This is a genomic window from Flavobacterium galactosi (assembly GCF_048158585.1).
Classification (GTDB): Bacteria; Bacteroidota; Bacteroidia; order Flavobacteriales; family Flavobacteriaceae; genus Flavobacterium; species Flavobacterium galactosi.
Genome location: NZ_JBLNKV010000007.1, coordinates 106915 through 127425 on the forward strand (window position 1 = coordinate 106915; position 20511 = coordinate 127425).

Consider the following 20511-nt stretch of genomic DNA (forward strand, 5'->3'; position numbering starts at 1 on the left):
TTCCAAATGATTTCAAAATATCGGGAGTTATTTAATGCTCAATTTACAGAAAAAAAATATCAAGAGCTTAAAGATGATATTGCTTCCGATTTTAATTATATGCCTACTTTCCGATTAGGTGAAACGCCTTTTTTTATTTCAAATGAACTAAAATCACAATTAATAGAAGGTAGCAATGAAGTTATAGCTTTAATTCAGGAAAAATCGTTTAAATCGCTTACAGATAAATCATTAGAACTTAATCATAAAGTTCCAAATGAAGATGAGCATACTACTTTTTTAGCAATTGATTTTGGAATTTGCGAAGAAGACGGAGTGATTATACCTAAACTGATTGAAGTGCAAGGATTCCCTTCTTTGTATAATTATCAAATTAATTTATATGAAAAATTTAAGAATCAGTATCCTTTTCTTAGCGAATTAACTCCTTTTATTAATAACATTGAGCCTCAAGAATATCTGGATATTCTTGAAGAAGCGATTTGCAATAATCATCCCAAAGAAAATGTTATCCTTCTTGAAATAGAACCGGAAAAACAAAATACCAAAATTGATTTTTATTATTGTCGCAGAGATATTGGCATCCCAATAATTTGTGTCACTGAACTTATTAAAAAAGGAAAACAACTATTCTACAAAAACGAAAAAGGCGCCGAAATTCTTGTAAAACGAATTTATAATAGGGTTATTTTTGATGAATTAGATTTACGTACCGATTTGAAATTAAATTTTCATTTTTCTGATGAGCTTGATGTAGAATGGGCAGGCCATCCCAATTGGTTTTTTCGAATCAGTAAATTTATTTTACCTTTCCTCAAAGGGAAATGTTTTATAGAAACTACTTTATTAAGTGAGCTTAAAGAAATTCCTAAGGATTTAGAGAATTATGTTTTAAAACCTTTATTTTCTTTTTCAGGAACGGGGGTTGTTTTTCATGTAAAAAAAGAAGACATTGAAGCTGTAGCTGAAAAAGAACTTTATATTCTTCAAAAAAAGGTAAACTACCTTCCTATTGTTCAATCACCTGACGGAAAAGTAAAAGCTGAAGTGCGTATGCTTTGTGTTTGGAAAAAAGAGGACGCCGCTCCTACGCTACTTTGTAACTTAGTCCGACTGAGTCGCGGTGAAATGATCGGCGTAAAATTCAATAAAGATAAGGATTGGGTCGGTGGTACGCTGGGATTATTTGAAAGATAAATCAGTTTTAATTTGATCGAATTTCAGGACTTTACGTTTATTTGTTTTAAAATAAATTCATTTTTTTAGTTTCATATCTTAATACTGAAGCATCTTTTTTTTGTAATAAATCACTTTTATATTATTTCTACTATTTAAATACTTTTTTCGATTCGTTTTTTTAAGGTAAATGTCATTTTAACGCATTGACATTGGTTTTAGTTAAAAATTAATTCATTTTTGTAGTATAAAGAATGTTAAATTATATTGTAAATGGCTTTTTAAATAATTTTTACTTTGTGTGCTATTTTTAAAAACTAATATTTTTCGAGTTTTAATTGCTTAGAGTTACACTTTAATGAATTTTTTAAAGTGATTCCCTTAATAATTTACAAATTATTGAATTCTATCAATAATTTAACATTAAAAAAATGAATCTATCTTATTTTTATTTATTATTGTATTGTTATAATAAATGCATAATATTCAATAATCATTAATACTTTTAATAATTTAGTAAATGGATAGACGTAGAGCAATCAAAAACTTGGCGTTGGTGCTGGGAGGTGTAATCTCAGCCACAACAGTTGGAATTTTAATTAAAGATATTGTAATTCCTGACAACGAAAATAGTAATGTATCGTTTTCTGCTACAGACGAAGAACTTTTAGCCGAATTTGCTGATATTATTATTCCAACTACAAAAGCTGCACCTGGAGCTAAAGCTGCTGGTTTAGGAGCTTTTATTCCTATGATGATTAAAGAGTGTTACCCTGCAGATTTACAACAAACGTTCTTTACCGGAATGAAAGAGATGGAAGAGAAATGTCAAAAAGAATATAATAAAAATTTCATTGCATTGTCCCCTGAAGAACGTGTTAAAATAATGGAACAATTAAGAACCGAATCGCTTGTAGATATTAAAAAACCTTCCTTTTTTATTCTTGCCAGAGACTTAACAATTCTAGGATACTTTTCATCGGAAATTGGTTGTACACAAGCACGTGAATATATTGCAGTTCCTGGTCGTTATGACGGAAATGCGGATTACAAGCCCGGACAAAAAGCTTGGGCTACTTAGAAATTAATTGCCGATAGAAATCCTTTATAATAAATTATTTAGGATTTTAGCACATTAATTTTTTCGAAATATTATCTTCAAATTAACCAAATAGAACTCCCCTAGAATGAATATAAATTCAAATTTAAAAGAAGAAAATACTTATGACGCGATTGTTATAGGTTCAGGAATAAGTGGTGGTTGGGCTGCAAAAGAACTAACTGAAAAAGGATTAAGAGTATTGATGTTGGAACGTGGAATGAACATCGAACATATAAAAGATTACGATTCGGCCATGAAAAATCCATGGGAATTTAAGCATGCCGGAAAAATGACCGAAGAGCAAAAAAGAACACATCCAGTTCAAACAAGAGATTATCCTTATAATGAAGCTACAGAAAAATGGTGGGTAAATGATTTAGAATGCCCTTATACCGAAGACAAACGTTTTGACTGGTACAGAGGTTTTCATGTTGGTGGAAAATCCTTAATGTGGGGACGTCAGAGTTACCGTTTAAGTGATCATAACTTTGAAGATAATGCTAAAGATGGTCATGGTAATGACTGGCCTATTCGTTATAAAGATATATCCCCTTGGTACGATTATGCAGAAAAATTTGCAGGAATAAGTGGTCAAGCAGAAAATTGGCCTCTTTTACCTGACGGTATATTTTTACCACCAATGGATTTGAATTGTGTGGAGAAGTCCGTTAAGGAAAGAATGGAAAAGCATTATAAAGGAACCCGTATTCTTACCATTGGACGTACAGCAAATTTGACGGTTCCTCATAATGGTCGTGGTAGTTGTCAATATAGAAATTTATGCAGTCGTGGTTGTCCTTTTGGAGCTTATTTCAGTACACAATCAGCTACTCTTCCTGCCGCTATGGCAACTAAACGATTAACGGTAAGACCCTACTCTATCGTAAATCATATCATTTATGATAAAGATACCAAGAAAGCAAAAGGGGTTATGGTGATTGATGCAGAAACAAATGAAACTATGGAGTTTTATGCTAAAATTGTTTTTGTAAATGGTTCAACTTTAGGTTCAACATTTATTTTATTAAATTCAACTTCAGAAGCACATCCGGAAGGATTGGGTAATGCCAGTGGTCAATTAGGACATAACTTGATGGATCATCATTTCCGTTGTGGTGCTTCAGGAAAAGCAGAAGGCTTTGAAGATAAATATACTTATGGGCGAAGAGCGAATGGTATATATGTTCCAAGATATCAAAATATAGGCAATGATAAAAGAGATTATTTAAGAGGTTTTGGTTATCAAGGTGGTGCCAGTAGAGATCCTTGGCATGAAGAAGTTGCAGAATTAGCTTTTGGTGGAGATTTTAAAGATAAAATGAGTCTACCGGCTGATACATGGAATATGGGATTAGGTGGTTTTGGCGAAATGTTACCTTACTATGAAAATAAGGTTTATATCAACCATGATAAAAAAGACAAATGGGGCCAATCGGTATTAGCCATTGATTGCGAATACAAAGAAAATGAGAAAAAAATGCGTATTGACATGATGAATGATGCTGCAGAAATGCTTGAAGCATCAGGAATTAAAAATGTAGAAACGTATGATAATGAATGTTATCCTGGAATGGCCATTCACGAAATGGGAACTGCCAGAATGGGTAATGACCCTAAAACTTCCGTTTTAAACAAATGGAATCAAATGCACGAAGTAAATAATGTATTTGTAACAGATGGTTCTTGTATGCCATCAATTGCTTGCCAAAATCCATCATTGACCTTTATGGCATTAACGGCTAGAGCTTGTGATTATGCAGTAAAAGAATTAAATAAAGGGAATATTTAGTATACAAAAGATGAATAGAAAATTAAAAATGGGTATGGTCGGTGGTGGCCAAGATGCATTTATAGGTGCCATTCACCGCTTAGCTGCCAATATGGATGGTCTTATAGAATTAAGTTGTGGTGCATTAAGTATAAAACCAGAAACAGCAATAGCATCTGGAAAAGCCTTATTTCTTCCAGAATCAAGAACATACCTAACTTATGAAGAAATGTTTAAAGCAGAAAAGGCATTACCGATTAACGAACGAATGGATTTTGTGACTATTGTTACTCCCAATTTCGCTCATTTTGCACCTGCTATGATGGCTTTAGATTATGGTTTTAATGTAGTAATCGAAAAACCAATCACTTTTTCATTAGAAGAAGCCAAACTTTTAGAACAAAAAATAAAAGAAACAGGATTAATCCTTTGTTTGACACATACCTATTCTGGTTACCCAATGGTGAAACAGGCGAAAGCCATGGTCAGAGAAGGAAAACTTGGAAAGATTAGAAAAGTTTGGGTAGAATACCCTCAAGGATGGTTGAGTAAATTATCCGAAAGAGAAGGAAATGCACAAGCTGCTTGGAGAACTGACCCCACAAAGGCAGGGAAAAGTTCTGTAATGGGAGACATTGGTACTCATGCAGCTCATTTAGCAGAATATATTACCGGATCTAAGATTACAGATGTCTGTGCTGAATTAAATACATTAGTTGAAGGACGTGTAATGGATGATGACGGAGCCGTAATGTTAAAATTTGATAATGGTGCTAAAGGAGTTTTAATGGCGTCCCAAGTTGCTGCTGGGGAAGAAAATGCTTTAAGAATCAGAGTTTATGGTGAAAAAGGCGGAATCGAATGGTTGCAACATGATCCCAATACTTTAATTGTAAGATGGTTAGATGAACCCGCACAAATTTTAAGAGCAGGGTCTAATTATGCACATTTATCCTCATTTGCTACTCATAATTGCCGTACTCCAGGAGGACATCCGGAAGGCTATTTAGAAGCTTTTGCTAATATCTACCGCAATTTTGCATTAACAATTGGTTGCAAACTAGACGGCAATGAGCCCACTCCTGAAATGTTAGATTTCCCTTCTGTTGAAGATGGATTAAGAGGTATGGCGTTTATTGATACCGTAGTAGTTTCAGCACATTCAGATAAAAAATGGACTCCTTACGTTTTGTAGGAAGAGGGTATTCATAAAAAATTTAAAATAAATAAATGACTACAATACAAGGTCCTGCAGTATTTTTAGCTCAGTTTATTGGTGATGAAGCTCCTTTTAATTCCTTAGATGGAATTTGTAAATGGGCAGCCGATTTAGGTTTTAAAGGTATTCAAATGCCAACATTAGATACTAGATTCATCGATTTGCAAAAAGCAGCTGAAAGCAAAACCTATGCGGATGAATTAAAAGGTACCATTGCAACATACGGATTAGAAATCACTGAATTATCAACACATTTACAAGGTCAATTAGTAGCAGTTCATCCTGCTTATGATGATTTTTTTGACGCTTTTGCGCCAAAAAATGTGCATGGAAATTCAAAAGCAAGACAAGAATGGGCTGTTCAGCAGTTAAAATATGCTGCAAAAGCATCTCATAATTTAGGTTTAAATGCGCACGCCACTTTCAGCGGTTCATTACTTTGGCAGTATTTTCATCCATGGCCACAACGTCCACCAGGTCTAGTGGAAGATGGTTTTGCTGAATTAGCAAAACGCTGGTTGCCTATCTTAAATGAATTTGATCAAAACGGTGTTGATCTTTGCTATGAAATTCATCCCGGAGAAGATTTATTTGACGGGGAAACCTATGAAATGTTCTTAAAAGCTGTAAATAATCACTCCAGAGCATGTATTTTATATGATCCATCCCATTTTGTTTTACAACAATTAGATTACATTCAATATATCGATTTTTATCACGAACGAATAAAAGCATTTCATGTTAAGGATGCTGAATTTAACCCAACAGGAAAACAAGGCACTTTTGGAGGCTACCAAAGTTGGGCAAATCGTGCAGGACGCTATCGTTCCCCTGGAGATGGACAAATTGATTTTAAAACTATTTTCAGCAAATTAGCGCAATACGATTATAAAGGTTGGGCAGTTATGGAATGGGAATGCTGTATTAAAAATCAAGAAGATGGTGCTCGTGAAGGTGCTGAATTTATAAAAAAGCATATTATAAAAGTAACTGATAAAGCTTTTGATGATTTTGCTGCGGTAGAAACGAACAAATCATTTAATATGAAAAATTTAGGATTATAAAACAATCAAGGATTAATTCAACTTAAATAGTAGTAAAATCTAAAACACCAATAGCAAATTTCTATATTTCATAATAAACAATAAGTATCTTATAATGAGTATAAAAAAAGAAGACGATAAAGAAAATAAAATCATAACGAATCGTCGTGATTTTATAAAAACAAGTGCTTTAGCTGCTGCTGCATTTATGATTGTTCCAAGACATGTTTTGGGACGCGGTTTTGTAGCTCCAAGTGATCGTTTATTAATTGCCAGTATTGGTGTTGGCGGTAAGGGACAGTCTGATATTGCTATGTTTGATAAAAGTGGAAAAGCGAACATTGCTTTTCTTTGTGATGTAGATTATAGAAGAGCCTCTAAAAGTGTAAATGCATTTCCTAAAGCCAAATATTACAAAGATTGGCGAGAAATGTTTGACAAAGAACATAAAAATTTTGATGCTGTTTCAGTAGCAACACCAGACCATAATCATGCAATACAAACCCTCGCTGCTATGCAATTAGGCAAGCATGTTTATGTTCAAAAACCATTAACGCATGATATTTACGAAGCTCGTATTTTAACTCAAGCTGCAAAAAAATACAAAGTAGTAACCCAAATGGGGAATCAAGGTGCTTCTAACGATGGAACCAGAATAATGAAAGAATGGTATGATGCCGATTTAATTGGAGATGTTCATACTGTTTATGCTTGGACTGATCGCCCAGTTTGGCCTCAGGGTATCCCCTGGCCTACTACAAAAGCAGAAATCCCAAAAGAATTAGATTGGGATTTATGGTTAGGAACGGCTCCTCAAAAAGATTATGTAGATAAATTAGTTCCTTTTAACTGGAGAGGATGGTGGGATTATGGAACAGGTGCTTTAGGAGATATGGGTTGTCATCTTATTGAAGCTCCTTTTAGTGTATTAAACTTAAAATATGCTAAAGATGTGCAATGTAGCGTTGGATCCGTATATGTTGATGAATTTAAAAGAGGTTATTTTCCACAAAGTTGTCCCCCTTCAAGCCATGTAACTTTAACTTTTCCTAAAACTAATAAAACGAATGGCGATGTATCCTTACATTGGATGGATGGAGGAATTCAACCTGAAAGACCTTTAGAATTAGAACCAAACGAAATTTTTGGAGACGGAGGAAATGGAACGTTATTTGTTGGTACAAAAGGTAAAATGATGTGTGACACATATGGAATGAATCCTCGTTTGCTTCCTTTGACAAAAAATCAAAATATAAATGTTGCCCAAAAATATGCCAGAGTGCATGACGGAGCAAATGGACATTATAAACAATGGGTTGAAGCTGCTATTGCCGGTCATGGCAAACAAGAATTAAGTTCTCCTTTTGAAATTGCAGGTCCTTTGACCGAGGCTTTGTTAATGGCAAATTTGGCCATCAGAGGATATGATATTCAAAGAGAAACTCTTGGAAAAATTAAATATCCAGGTCGATCAGTAAAATTACTTTGGGATAATAATGCTATGAAAATTACAAATTTTGATGATGTTAATCAATTTGTAAAACGTGAATACCGTCAGGGATGGAATAATTTAACTTTATAAAAGTACTTAAAGAAAGCATCATGATAAAAAAAATCCTAAGCTTATTAACATTAATAGTTATGATACAAATAGCAAATGCCCAAAATGAGTTTAAACCACTTTTTGATGGTAAAACTACAAAAGGCTGGCATACTTATGGAAAAACTACTGTTGGCACAGCTTGGAAAATTGATGGAGGCATATTGCATTTGGATCCAACAGCAAAAGATAAAGATCAAGGCGGTGACATTGTAACAGATAAAGAATACGCTAATTTTCATTTAAAGTTGGATTGGAAAGTAGCTTCAAAATCTAACAGTGGAATCATTTTTTACATTAATGAGAATCCTAAAAAATACAAAAACACTTATGAAACTGGTTTGGAAATGCAAGTTTTGGATAATGACGGACATCCTGACGGGAAAATAACAAAACACAGAGCTGGAAATTTATATGATTTGATAAAAAGTGATGTGGAGCCCGTAAAAGCTGTAGGTGAATGGAATACTGCTGAAATAATCAGTAATAAAGGAGTATTGACTTTTATTTTAAACGGAATAATCGTTGTAAAAACTAACCTATGGGATGAAAATTGGAAAACACTTGTTGCAGGAAGTAAATTCAAAGCCTGGAAAGATTTCGGAACATTTAAAAAAGGAAAAATAGCTTTACAGGATCATGGTGATGCTGTTTGGTACAGAAATATTGTAATTAAAGAATTGTAATTCGGTAATTACTATTAAAAATAAAAACTATTAAATAATTTATATTAACTAACCTAAAACCAATGAATACCAAAATCCGAATTAAATTATCTATAATGATGTTCCTAGAATTTTTTATCTGGGGATCATGGTTTGTAACATTAGGAACTTTTCTTTCAAGTAATTTACATGCTTCAGGTTCAGAAACAGCAGCCGTTTTTTCAACCCAATCTTGGGGTGCCATCATAGCACCTTTTATTATTGGTTTGATTGCAGACCGCTATTTCAATGCCGAGAAAATTTTAGGTATTCTTCATATAATTGGAGCATTTTTGATGTATCAAATGTACGTTTCAGATGACATAACTTTTTTCTATTCTTATGTTTTAGGATATATGATTTTATATATGCCTACATTGGCACTTGTAAATTCAGTTTCTTTTAATCAAATGAATGATCCCGAAAAAGAATTTGCAAATATTAGAGTTTGGGGAACAATCGGTTGGATTTTAGCAGGATTATCGATAAGCTTCTTATTTCATTGGGATTCTGCAGAAGGTGTTACGCAGGGATTGCTTAAAAATACGTTTCTTTTGGCAGGAATCGCTGCTTTTATTTTAGGAATATTTAGTTTTTCATTACCTAAAACACCACCTAAAGTTGCTGCAACCGAAAAAATTAAAATTGGTGACATTATCGGTCTTGATGCTTTAAAACTTTTAAAAGATAAAAATTTCGCTGTCTTTTTTATCTCATCAATTCTAATTTGTATTCCACTAGCTTTTTATTATCAAAATGCACACCCATTTTTAACAGAAGCAGGAGTTGAAAATCCAACAGGAAAAATGGCTATTGGCCAAATATCAGAAGCATTATTCTTATTATTAATTCCGGTATTTTTCACTCGTTTTGGTTTTAAGAAAACTATTTTGGTTGGTATGTTAGCTTGGGCAATTCGTTATGTCTTGTTTGCTTATGGTAATGGAAGTGAATTGAGCTTTATGCTTATTATAGGTATTGCTTTACACGGTATTTGCTATGATTTCTTTTTTGTATCGGGTCAAATATACACTAACTCAAAAGCGGGTGAAAAATATAAAAGTGCTGCTCAAGGCTTGATAACATTAGCTACTTATGGTATAGGAATGTTAGTAGGTTTTGGTGTTGCGGGTTGGATAACTGATAATTACAAAACGTTGGATGGTTCTATAGATTGGAAAATGGTTTGGATTATTCCAGCAGGAATTGCTCTTGCAGTATTTTTACTTTTTGCTCTTTTATTTAATGATAAAACTAAAACAGAAAAGGAAATTCCTGCAGTATAAAAAACAAAAATATGAGTACAAATTTAAATAGAAGATCGGCTATAAAAGGAATTCTCGCTGGAACAGCAGCGTTGAGTATTCCTTCCGGATTTTCTGCTTTGGCTATGCCAAAAAACGAAACAGAAACACAATCAGGTATGTTAAAAGGAAGGATAAATCACTCTGTGGCTCGATGGTGTTTTAAAGATTTTGACTTAGAAACACTTTGTATCGAAGCAAAAAAAATCGGAATCACAGGAATAGATTTAGTTGGTCCTAAAGAATGGCCAACATTGAAGAAATATGATCTTGTTTCAACCATGTGTAATGGAGCCGAGATTAATTTGGTTGATGGTTTCAACGATATTAAATTCCATGAAACGCTAATAAAGAATTATACCGAAATGATTCCGCTAGTGGCAAAAGCAGGATATAAAAATCTTATTTGCTTTAGTGGAAACAAAAGAGACAAGACAGATGAAGAAGGTTGGAATAATTGCGTAATTGGTCTGCAAAAATTAATTCCATTGGCTGAAAAGCATAATGTAACTCTGGTAATGGAGCTTTTAAACAGTAAAATTAATCATAAAGATTATCAATGTGATAAAACATCTTGGGGAGTAGAATTAGCAAAGCGTTTAAAATCTGAAAATTTCAAGCTCCTTTATGATATTTATCACATGCAAATCGATGAAGGTGATGTAATTAGGACTATACAAGAAAACCATCAGTATATTACACATTTTCATACTGGCGGTGTTCCTGGACGAAATGAAATTGACGAAACACAAGAACTAAATTATATTGCAATAATGAAAGCTATTGCAGAAACTGGTTTTAAAGGATTTGTGGGGCAAGAATTTATACCCAAAAATCCAGATAAAATTGGTTCTTTGAAAAAAGCTATCACTATTTGTGATATTTAACTAATAAAAAAATTAAGTCATGATAAAAAGAAGAGATTTTATAATAAATAGTGGTTTGGCATTAGGAGCATTAGCAATAGCGCCTTCATTTGCTTTTGGAACTATGAAAAAAAATGTGGGTTTGCAGCTTTACTCTTTAAGAGAAGAATTTCCTAAAGATGTAAAAGGCACTTTGGAGAAAGTAGCTAAAGCAGGTTTTAGTGAAGTTGAAACCTTTGGTTTTTCCGCAGAAAAAGGATATTTTGGAACATCTGTAAAAGATTTTCATAAGATTTTATGCGATAACGGTTTAAAAGCACCAAGTGGCCATTATGATTTCAGTAAATACATAAAAGATGATTCAGCTGATTTTCTAAAAGCTTCCATTGAAGCGGCTAATATACTTGATAGCGAATATGTAGTAGTACCTTGGCTGTCTCCAGATTTACGTGGAAATGGAGGTGATGACTATAAAAAACTAGCACATAAAGTAAATAAAGCTGCTGAACTTTGTAAAGCTTCTGGTTTAAAATTAGCCTACCACAATCATGATTTTGAATTTACTAAATTTGGATCAACAACTGGTTATGAAATTTTATTGAATGAAACGGATAAAAAATTAGTAGATTTTGAATTGGATTTATACTGGGTGGTTCGTTCTGGAAATGATCCATTAAAATTATTCAAAGAAAATCCTGGACGTTTTAAAATGTGGCATGTAAAAGACATGGACAAAGCGAAACCAGAATGGAATACTGAAATAGGAAAAGGTGCAATTGATTTTAAATCCATTTTTGCACAAGCAAAACTTTCAGGAATGAAACATTTCTTTGTAGAACATGAAACAAATTATTATCCAAATCCTATGGAATCCGTAAAAGCAAGTTGTGCTTATGTTAAGGAGAATTTACTCTAAAAACTAACATTTAAACGGACTTCATTACAAACGAAAAGGAAGTTTTCCAATAGTTCATTAAAGCTGAAAAATTTATGGTCTATTTGAAAATTTCCTTTTTATTTTACGAATTGGTAAAGTATCTGCAATATGAGTTTAAAATCTATTTTGAAGAAATAAAAAAGTTGTACCTCTATTTTTATTAGATAATACAACTCTTCTCTATATGTTACTCCGTTATATTAAACCCTGCCACGTAAAAATTTTTGTCAATTTCTAGTTTTGGATTTTCAGTTTTAGCTGGAATTCCCTTCCATTCCGTTTCTGGTTTCAGTAATTCTTCTTTTCTATTCAAAGTTACTTTTACTGGCATATTGAAATTTGGAACACAATTTGTCCAACGATACCCAAAGTGATTGTCTTTGAAAAAATATTCTAATGTTGGGATTCTAATGTCTCTCAAATATTGGTTGAAGAATGGATTTAACTCTATTCCAACTTGTTGACTTAAGTAATCTTCGATTTGTTTTGTGGTAACCGTTTGATGGTAAAAAGTATTATTTAATCCTCTTAGAATAGTTCTCCATTTGGTATCATCATTTACAATTTGGCGCAAAGTGTGTAGCATATTTGCTCCTTTGTAATACATGTCATTTGAACCTTCATTGTTTACATCATAGTTACCAATAATTGGTTTATCATTTGCAATATTTTTTCTAATTCCTCTTACGTAAGTATATCCCGCTTCCTTGCCATAATAATATTCCAGAAAAAGACTTTCAGAATAATCCGTAAAACTTTCATGTATCCACATGTCAGCAACATCTTTATAAGTGATGTTATTGGCAAACCATTCATGACCTGATTCATGAATAATGATGTAATCAAACTTTAAACCCCAACCCGTTCCGCTCAAATCTCTTCCTAAATATCCATTTTTGAAACCATTGCCATACGTTACACTACTTTGATGTTCCATTCCTAAATAAGGAGCTTCTACCAGTTTATAACTATCTTCATAAAATGGATAAGGTCCAAACCAATGCTCGAAAGCTTTCAACATTCGAGGCACATCTTGAAATTGCTTTTTCGCTTTGGTGAGATTGTCTCTCAATACATAATAAGTACAATCTAAATATCCTTTTTCCCCTTTGTATTTTTCTGAAAAAGTGACATAATCACCTATATTGATATTTACGCCATAATTATTGATGGGATTTGACACAAACCAATTGAATGTTCTCGTTCCATCATTCATTTCTTTTACACTTTGTAAACGACCATTGGAAACATCCATTAAACCTTTTGGAACATTTACGCTGATTAGCATGCTTTCTACTTCATCATACATATGGTCTTTGTTCGGCCACCAAACACTAGCACCTAAGCCTTGACAAGAAGAAGCAATAAAAGGCTTCCCGTTGTTGTCTTTTTTCCAAGTTATCCCACCATCCCAAGGTGGATTTATGGCAACTTTAGGTTTTCCACCATAAAACAGAGTAAGTTCTTTTGTTGAACCAATTTTTTGAGGAGCTATCAACTCAATAAAAAAAGCATTTCCTTCTCTTTTGTATTTTAAAGCTACGCCATCTTGAATGACTTTGTAAATCATCATTGGATTTTGCAAATCAATTTGCATGGTATTGTATTCTTTTAATACTAAATATTTTAGGGAATTAGAACCTGTAATGGTGCTGTCACTGTGATTTACTTTAATATCCAAGTGATAATATTTTACATCCCACCAAGCTCTTTCTTTAGTAATACTTCCTCGTAATGAATCTTGTCTGGTGAAAACTTGTTCTTTATGTCCAAGAAGCCCTTGTGCATTTGCACTATTAAAAATAAGAAATGAAAAACAAATGAGACTTAAATATCTTTTCATGAATTTAAAATAAATATAAATTGTTTTTACAAATGAATGAATTAATGTAATTTTGAAACCGAATTTTGTTCCACTATAGCTGTAAAATCAGTAGCTAAGCGATTTCCATAATCTTCTAATAGTTCTAAAACCCTTTCTTGTTTATCTGATTTTACAATAAGTCCCGCATGATATTCCAACGGAACTCTGAAGCAAACTTCAGGATCAGAAAACGATGATAAATCCGGATGCTGGAATTTAGACAAAGTCAAAACAATTCCGGCATATCCTTTTTTTACTTTTGGTAAAGTGTTTTTACTTTCTTTTACCAAAGCATCTTCAATTGCTGCCCACTCCTTCCATAAGTTAATGTTGGAGGCTTCGGCAACCATTTCTGCCAGATGTGCACCTCCTACTCGAGATGACGTTTCCAGAAAATAGATTTTCCCATCTTCCTTACATTTTATAAATTCAGTATGAGCAGCACCATGTTTCAATCCGAAGCCTTTCAATACTTGTTCATTTATTTTTTTGATGGCTTTATCATCATCAGAATCATAAGGAATATTGGCAGAACGAAAAACACCGCCACCTTGTGAAATTTCCATTGGTGTAGCCAAATATTTTGAAGTCAAACTAAAGATTACTTTACTATCCGAAATTAAACTGTCACAATGATACACATCTCCAGGTTTGAATTGTTCCAATAAATATTTGAATCTATTATTCCCCATTTCATTAATATGAATCCATAAACTCTCCTTGTCATATACTTTTATAATCCCGGCTGCAGAAGCTTCCGAACGAGGTTTCAAAACCCATGGAGCGGGAATCGTATCAGCAAAAGTATTGATGTCATGATCATTAAATAAGGAACAAAAAGCAGGAATTGAAATACCGCAACTCTTCGCTCTCATGCGCATGGCAAGTTTATCTCTAAAATAGCGACCTGTAGTTTGTCCCATTCCGTCAATACGAAGATTTTCCCTGAGATAAGTTGCTTTTTCTACATCATAATCATCCAAAGCCACAATGGCATCAATTTTTGTAGACTTCATGAAATTTCCAACACCTAATAATAAATGCTCTAAATTCCAATCGACATCTTGACCTTCCATATAAAAAATCTCATCAATATATTGATGTGGCCATGGTTTGTCTCTCAGTTTTTCACTCGTCACTAAATAGACTTTGTTGCCTAACTTTTTTAAATTAATTAAAAAATCAGCACCCTTAAAATAATTTGAAATACAAAGGAAGGTTTTAGAGTTTTCCATACGTTATAAATTTTCTATGAATTTAGTTAATAAATGAACTCCATATGCTGTAGCATGTTTACTTTTAGCAAATTCATCATCGCCAAATGCTACGCCTGCAACGTCAAGATGTGCCCAAGCTTTGTGCTCTTGGGTAAAATATTCTAAAAATTTAGCTGCGCTTATTGCTCCGGCAACTGGTTTTCCACTATAATTCTTGACATCGGCAATATCGCTTTCAATGTCAGACTTATAAACATCCCAAAGTGGTAAAGGCCACAAACGCTCTCCAATTGCATCTCCGTTTTCTTGCAATTTCTTTGATATTTCCTCATTATTGGTAAACAAAGCACCACATTCATAACCAAAAGTACCAACGCTACTTCCTGTAAGGGTTGCAATATCAACAATATATTCCGGGTTGAAATTTTTAATTAAATACGATAATCCATCGGCTAAAACGAGTCGGCCTTCAGCATCAGTATCAATTATTTCTATTGAATGTCCACTGTAACTGTGAATTACATCACTAGGTAAAAAGGATTTGCTGTCAACCGAGTTTTCGGCACAAGGAACAATAGCGGTAACTTTCACCGGCAATTGTAAATCGGCTATAAGTTGCATCGCTCCTAATACTGCACCACCGCCAGCCATATCGCATTTCATGTGGACCATTCCTGCCGTTTTTATATTTAATCCACCCGTATCAAAAGTTATTCCTTTTCCCACCAATCCAACATGTTTTATGTGCTCCACTTTATCTTTAGGAGTGTAATTCATAATGATAAATTGTGGTTCATTATCACTTCCTTTTCCTACCGCCAAAAATGCGCCAAGACCTGCAATTTTTGAAGCTTCATAACCTAGAATTTCTACATCAAATCCATATTTTTCGCCAGTCTCTTTAGCCCAATTCGACAAGTATTTTGGATTAATTGTATTCGGTGGCAAATCGACCAAATTATAGGTTGCCAGTTGTGCTTTGGCAATTTTAATTCCTTTTTTGGCAGTTACCAAATAATCCTTTTCAGAAACCAAATTCAATGTAAATTCAGGATCTAAAAAAGGATGTTCCTTTTTATCTGATTTAAAATGACCTAAATTATAAGTACCTAAAAGCAAACCAGAAATCATAGCTTCCACCTGATCCTGAGTAATTTGTTCCGGTATAACTAAAGCTATATTTGAACTAAAATTATCTTTTTGTTTTGATGAAATACGACGGAAAATAGTTTTTAATGATTTATAGTCAATCTCTTTTCCTAAACCAATAAAAACATACGCATTGTTATCCTTTTCAGCTAAATAATGGGTGTCTTTTTTGCCAAAAAAAACTTTAGAAGTAATTTCTAATCCATTAAACGCGATAGGAACAATACTTTTTGAGTACGTTTCAAAAGCCGGAATTAAAATTGTTCCTGAAAAATTATCTAAGTTTACTACTGTATTTGTTTTCATTTGTTCTTTTAATTTTTTTGCTTATTGATTGAAACGTTATAAATGCATTACGCTTTATTTATTTTAGACGCAATAAATCGCGTCTCTACGTTTATTTTGTATTAAAAAATAACCATTCTATTGCTTTAGGAAATTCATCGCTCCAATAGGTTTCACTATGTTTCCCTTGTCTGTTAATGCTTAAATTAATCTTTGATTTGTCTTTTACAAATTCGCTTGAAATCAAATCTTCCTGAAACTTTTTTACATGCTCAATCATTGTTGTACTTTCATCTCCACCAGCATACAAATAGATTTTTGTATCGGCTGAATTGGCTTTTTTAGAATTGATTTTTAATTCTGGAACTACCCACAGTGATGGCGAGAATATCATTAATTTTCCATAAACTTCGGGGTTTCGCAATCCACTAAAAACACTAATTAATCCCCCCATAGAACTTCCTCCTATTCCAGTAAATTCCCGTTCTTTTTTAGTTCGAAAATTACTGTCTACGTATGGTTTTAGAGTATCTGTTACAAATCGAATGTATTTTTTGCCTTGTCCTTTCCCTAATACTGTTTTGCCAACATTGTATTCCTTTATTCGATCTTCTTCGGCATGTTCTATAGCAATAATTATAATTTTTCCAATTTTATATTCTGACATAACTGCCAGTTTTTTATCAATTTCCCAATTGCCAAATTCAGCTGCTTCATTGAATAAATTTTGGGCATCCTGCAAATACATAACCGGATAACTTTCACTTGAATTGTCATAATCATGAGGCAACAAGGCCCAAATCTTTCTAGTTTTATTGAGTTGTGGAATTATAAATTCATCTGAAATCAACTGAACTTGCGGTAAAAAAGATTGCTTAAACGGCAACCAGTTTTTTCTCCATCGCGCTACATGTTCTTTTTGAATGCCCGTATGATTGTGTGTTGAACGGTTTTCGGTACGATTTCCACGGATGTCAATTTCTACTTCACTCCAATCTCCTTTCGTAAATTTATACAAAAGCTCTGCAGGATAATCAAAATCATGTGGAAATTTATAATGATGCAAACCAATACCGATTTTCTCCATTATGAATTCTTTGTCCTGAGTACGCCATTGATTAAAATTCCCTGAAATATATACGGGTCTCACATCATCTTCGTCAGTTGTAAGGATTATATGTAGTCCAGTATTTAGTATTGAATTATTTAATTCGTAGGTAAATTTGGTATTATTTGAATTCATCACTTGCATTGTACTACTTGTATTTTAAAAATAAATAGTAAATATAGTGGATTGCGATTTGAAATAAAAGAAAAAAGAAAACCCAATAGCAAATGATTTCCTATTGGGTTTTTATTAGTGAAAATTATTTGATGAATTTTACTTTTGGCGACTTTTTAAAACTTCCACAACATCATTTAGCTTAAATCCTTTGGCTTGCAACAATATAAGGTAATGGAAAAGCAAATCAGCACTTTCACTCAAAAACAAATCATCATTGTCATCTTTGGCTTCAATAACTACTTCAATCGCTTCCTCACCTACTTTCTGTGCAATTTTATTCATCCCTAAATTAAATAAGGAAGCCACATAACTTTTTTCTGAATCCGCATTTTCTCGTCGAAGTTGGATTGTATCTTCTAAATTCGAAATAAAACCATAATCTGCTTTGTTTTCGTCAGCCCAACACGTATCTGTACCTTTATGGCACGTTGGTCCTTCTGGTTTTACCTGAATCAATAAAGTATCATTATCACAGTCGTTTTTGATGTTAATCAGATTCAGAAAATTGCCACTTTCCTCACCTTTTGTCCAAAGTCTTTGTTTCGTACGACTATAAAAAGTTACTTTTTTAGTGTCAACCGTTTTTTGATATGCTTCGGCATTCATGAAACCCAACATCAAAACCGTTTTGGTTTCGCTATCTTGAATTATGGCAGGAATTAATCCGTCTGTGTTTTTTGAGAAATCTATATTCATTTGTAATTTAGGATTTTCGATTTAGGATTGTTATATCCTAACTTCGATATTGTTGTTTTTAAGTTCTTTTTTTAATGTTTTGATTTCAATTTCTTTAAAATGAAATACACTTGCCGCTAATGCTGCGTCAGCTTTTCCTTCCAGAAAAGTATCTACAAAATGTTGTATGTTTCCTGCACCTCCAGAAGCAATAATCGGAATATTAACTAAGCCTGAAAGTGTAGCCAAAGCTTCATTAGCAAATCCGTTTTTAGTTCCGTCATTATCCATTGATGTGAATAAGATTTCACCTGCTCCTCTTTGCTCCACTTCTTTGGCCCAATCAAATAAATTTAATTCTGTAGGCACTTTTCCGCCTACTAAATGAACAATCCATTGCCCATCAATTTGTTTGGCATCAATCGCAACAACGACACATTGACTTCCAAATTTTTGTGCCAAATCATTAATTAACTGCGGATTTTTCACCGCCGATGAATTAATAGAAACCTTATCCGCTCCGTTTTGCAACAATACTTCAACATCACTAACTGATGAAATTCCACCGCCAACGGTAAACGGAATATTGATAGTTGAAGCTACTTTACGAACCAAATCAACTAAGGTTTTTCTTCTTTCTTCCGTTGCCGAAATATCCAAAAAAACCAATTCATCTGCACCTTCATCCGAATATGTTTTCGCTAATTCTACCGGATCTCCTGCATCACGTAAATCCACAAAATTAACACCTTTTACGGTTCTTCCGTTTTTTATATCGAGACAGGGAATAATTCTTTTTGTTAACATTTTTCTAATATATAATTTTCCAATTGTTTCAATGAAATTCTTCCTTCATAAATTGCTTTTCCTATTATAGTACCTTCACAACCTAATTCGGCTAGTCTTGGCAACTCATCAAAAGTAGAAATTCCTCCTGAAGCTATTAATTTTATGCCATTGGCTTCCGCCAAAATTTTAGCGTATAAATCAAAAGAGGGTCCTTCAAGCATACCGTCTTTGGCAATATCAGTACAAATTACATGCTGAATTCCTTTCCTTTTATACTCTTGGATGAATGGAATCAAATCTTCATTTGAATCTTCTAACCAACCTGAAACTGCTACTTTTTCATTGTTAGCATCTGCTCCCAAAATGATTTTATCAGAACCATACTCAGCAATCCATTTTTCGAATAGTTCTCTGTTTTTCACGGCAATACTTCCGCCGGTAATTTGATTCGCACCACTTTCAAAAGCAATTTTTAAATCGGAATCCGATTTTAATCCGCCGCCAAAATCAATTTTCAATTTGGTTTGTGTAGCTATTTGTTCCAGTATTTTATAATTAACAATTTGGCTTGACTTTGCACCGTCCAAATCAACCAAATGCAAGTATTCAATTCCGTGTGCTTCAAATGATTTGGCCACTTCAAGCGGATTTTCATTGTATATAATTTTAGTATTGTAATCGCCTTTTGACAAGCGAACACATTTTCCTTCTATGATATCTATTGCAGGTATTATTCTCATTGGATTTTAGATTGAAGATTAACGATTTTTGATTAACGATTTTTGATTTCAGATTTGTCATTGCGAGGAACGAAGCAATCTCACTTACTATTCTCATTGTTATTGCTATTGAATTTTGCCATTGTCATTAAAATTTATAACTTCAAGAAATTAGCTAAAATTTGTTCTCCAATATCACCACTTTTTTCTGGGTGAAATTGTGTTCCGTAGAAATTATCTTTCTGTAAAGCTGAGGCGTATTCTTCTTCATAGTCTGTTGTTGCAATGGCTTCGGGACAATTTGGCACATAAAAACTATGTACCAAATACATGTATTCGTTTTCATCAATACCACTAAACAAAGGTGATTTTAGATTATAAATTTGGTTCCAGCCCATTTGTGGTACTTTCACTTTTGGTGTGAACTTAATCACATCAACATCAAAAATCCCCAAACCTTTTGTATTTCCTTCTTCCGATTTGTTGCACATCAATTGCATGCCCAGACATATTCCCAAAACAGGTTGTTTTAAGGTTGGAATCAAAGTTTCCAAACCACTTTCTAAAAGCATTTTCATTGCTGAACTTGCTTCTCCAACACCTGGAAAAATAACTTTATCAGCTGCTTTAATTTCGTCTGGATTATTACTCAAAACTGCTTTGAATCCCAATCTTTCGATGGCAAACATAATGCTTTGAATGTTTCCTGCGCCGTAATTTATGATTACTATTTTCATTCTTTTTAACCATTAATAAATTAAGTTTCATTAAGGATTTAGCACTTAATAATTCATAATTTATAATTCATA

The 20511-nt window shown here is 33.3% G+C and carries 18 protein-coding genes; 10 read left to right on the forward strand and 8 right to left on the reverse strand.

All coding sequences use genetic code 11. The features are described from left to right. Positions 1–6: 6 nt before the first annotated feature. From ACM55M_RS15330 to ACM55M_RS15375, 10 genes are all read left to right on the forward strand, one after another. On the forward strand, positions 7–1197 hold the full coding sequence (locus ACM55M_RS15330; protein WP_416858534.1) for a hypothetical protein: 1191 nt from the start codon (positions 7–9) through the stop codon (positions 1195–1197). A 499-nt stretch (positions 1198–1696) separates the two neighbouring features. Further along, positions 1697–2257: a gluconate 2-dehydrogenase subunit 3 family protein gene (locus tag ACM55M_RS15335; protein ID WP_416858535.1), complete on the forward strand. Its 561-nt coding sequence runs from the start codon at positions 1697–1699 to the stop codon at positions 2255–2257. A 106-nt stretch (positions 2258–2363) separates the two neighbouring features. After that, a complete protein-coding gene (locus tag ACM55M_RS15340; RefSeq protein WP_416858536.1) occupies positions 2364–4067 on the forward strand; it encodes a GMC oxidoreductase in 1704 nt (567 codons plus the stop codon). Positions 4068–4077: 10 nt separating this feature from the next. Beyond that, positions 4078–5241 (forward strand): Gfo/Idh/MocA family protein, encoded by a 1164-nt coding sequence (locus ACM55M_RS15345; protein WP_416858537.1) that lies wholly within the window; start codon positions 4078–4080, stop codon positions 5239–5241. A 35-nt stretch (positions 5242–5276) separates the two neighbouring features. Further along, positions 5277–6329 carry a sugar phosphate isomerase/epimerase family protein gene (locus ACM55M_RS15350; protein WP_416858538.1) on the forward strand — a complete coding sequence of 351 codons (1053 nt, stop codon included), beginning with the start codon at positions 5277–5279 and terminating at the stop codon, positions 6327–6329. A gap of 94 nt (positions 6330–6423) precedes the next feature. Next, a complete protein-coding gene (locus ACM55M_RS15355; protein WP_416858539.1) occupies positions 6424–7890 on the forward strand; it encodes a Gfo/Idh/MocA family protein in 1467 nt (488 codons plus the stop codon). Positions 7891–7949: 59 nt separating this feature from the next. Further along, on the forward strand, positions 7950–8594 hold the full coding sequence (locus ACM55M_RS15360) for a 3-keto-disaccharide hydrolase (protein WP_416858540.1): 645 nt from the start codon (positions 7950–7952) through the stop codon (positions 8592–8594). Positions 8595–8656: 62 nt separating this feature from the next. Continuing rightward, a complete protein-coding gene (locus ACM55M_RS15365) occupies positions 8657–9898 on the forward strand; it encodes a nucleoside permease (protein WP_416858541.1) in 1242 nt (413 codons plus the stop codon). Positions 9899–9909: 11 nt separating this feature from the next. After that, positions 9910–10803 (forward strand): hydroxypyruvate isomerase family protein, encoded by an 894-nt coding sequence (locus ACM55M_RS15370; protein ID WP_416858542.1) that lies wholly within the window; start codon positions 9910–9912, stop codon positions 10801–10803. 19 nt (positions 10804–10822) lie between these two features. Continuing rightward, entirely contained in the window at positions 10823–11698 is an 876-nt protein-coding gene (locus ACM55M_RS15375; RefSeq protein WP_416858543.1) for a sugar phosphate isomerase/epimerase family protein, read from the forward strand. 208 nt (positions 11699–11906) lie between these two features. Here the strand turns inward: ACM55M_RS15375 and ACM55M_RS15380 are convergent, their stop codons facing one another. From ACM55M_RS15380 to hisH, 8 genes are all read right to left on the reverse strand, one after another. After that, positions 11907–13562 carry a M1 family metallopeptidase gene (locus tag ACM55M_RS15380; RefSeq protein WP_416858545.1) on the reverse strand — a complete coding sequence of 552 codons (1656 nt, stop codon included), beginning with the start codon at positions 13560–13562 and terminating at the stop codon, positions 11907–11909. Positions 13563–13603: 41 nt separating this feature from the next. Continuing rightward, a complete protein-coding gene (locus ACM55M_RS15385; RefSeq protein WP_416858547.1) occupies positions 13604–14818 on the reverse strand; it encodes an ATP-grasp domain-containing protein in 1215 nt (404 codons plus the stop codon). A gap of 3 nt (positions 14819–14821) precedes the next feature. Next, the gene (locus ACM55M_RS15390) at positions 14822–16255 is read right to left on the reverse strand and encodes a leucyl aminopeptidase family protein (protein ID WP_416858548.1); all 1434 of its coding nucleotides are present in this window, start codon (positions 16253–16255) and stop codon (positions 14822–14824) included. A 91-nt stretch (positions 16256–16346) separates the two neighbouring features. After that, entirely contained in the window at positions 16347–17477 is a 1131-nt protein-coding gene (locus ACM55M_RS15395; protein WP_416858549.1) for an alpha/beta hydrolase, read from the reverse strand. A gap of 138 nt (positions 17478–17615) precedes the next feature. After that, positions 17616–18215, reverse strand: a complete 600-nt coding sequence (gene hisIE, locus ACM55M_RS15400) for a bifunctional phosphoribosyl-AMP cyclohydrolase/phosphoribosyl-ATP diphosphatase HisIE (RefSeq protein ID WP_416858550.1) — start codon at positions 18213–18215, stop codon at positions 17616–17618. Between the two features lie 30 nt (positions 18216–18245). Then, positions 18246–19001, reverse strand: coding sequence for an imidazole glycerol phosphate synthase subunit HisF (gene hisF / locus ACM55M_RS15405; protein ID WP_416858551.1), 756 nt, complete (start codon positions 18999–19001; stop codon positions 18246–18248). Beyond that, entirely contained in the window at positions 18995–19723 is a 729-nt protein-coding gene (gene hisA / locus ACM55M_RS15410; RefSeq protein WP_416858553.1) for a 1-(5-phosphoribosyl)-5-[(5-phosphoribosylamino)methylideneamino]imidazole-4-carboxamide isomerase, read from the reverse strand. The genes hisF and hisA overlap by 7 nt, the downstream gene beginning before the upstream one ends. 134 nt (positions 19724–19857) lie before the next feature. Then, positions 19858–20439: an imidazole glycerol phosphate synthase subunit HisH gene (hisH, locus tag ACM55M_RS15415; RefSeq protein WP_416858555.1), complete on the reverse strand. Its 582-nt coding sequence runs from the start codon at positions 20437–20439 to the stop codon at positions 19858–19860. Positions 20440–20511: the final 72 nt, after the last annotated feature.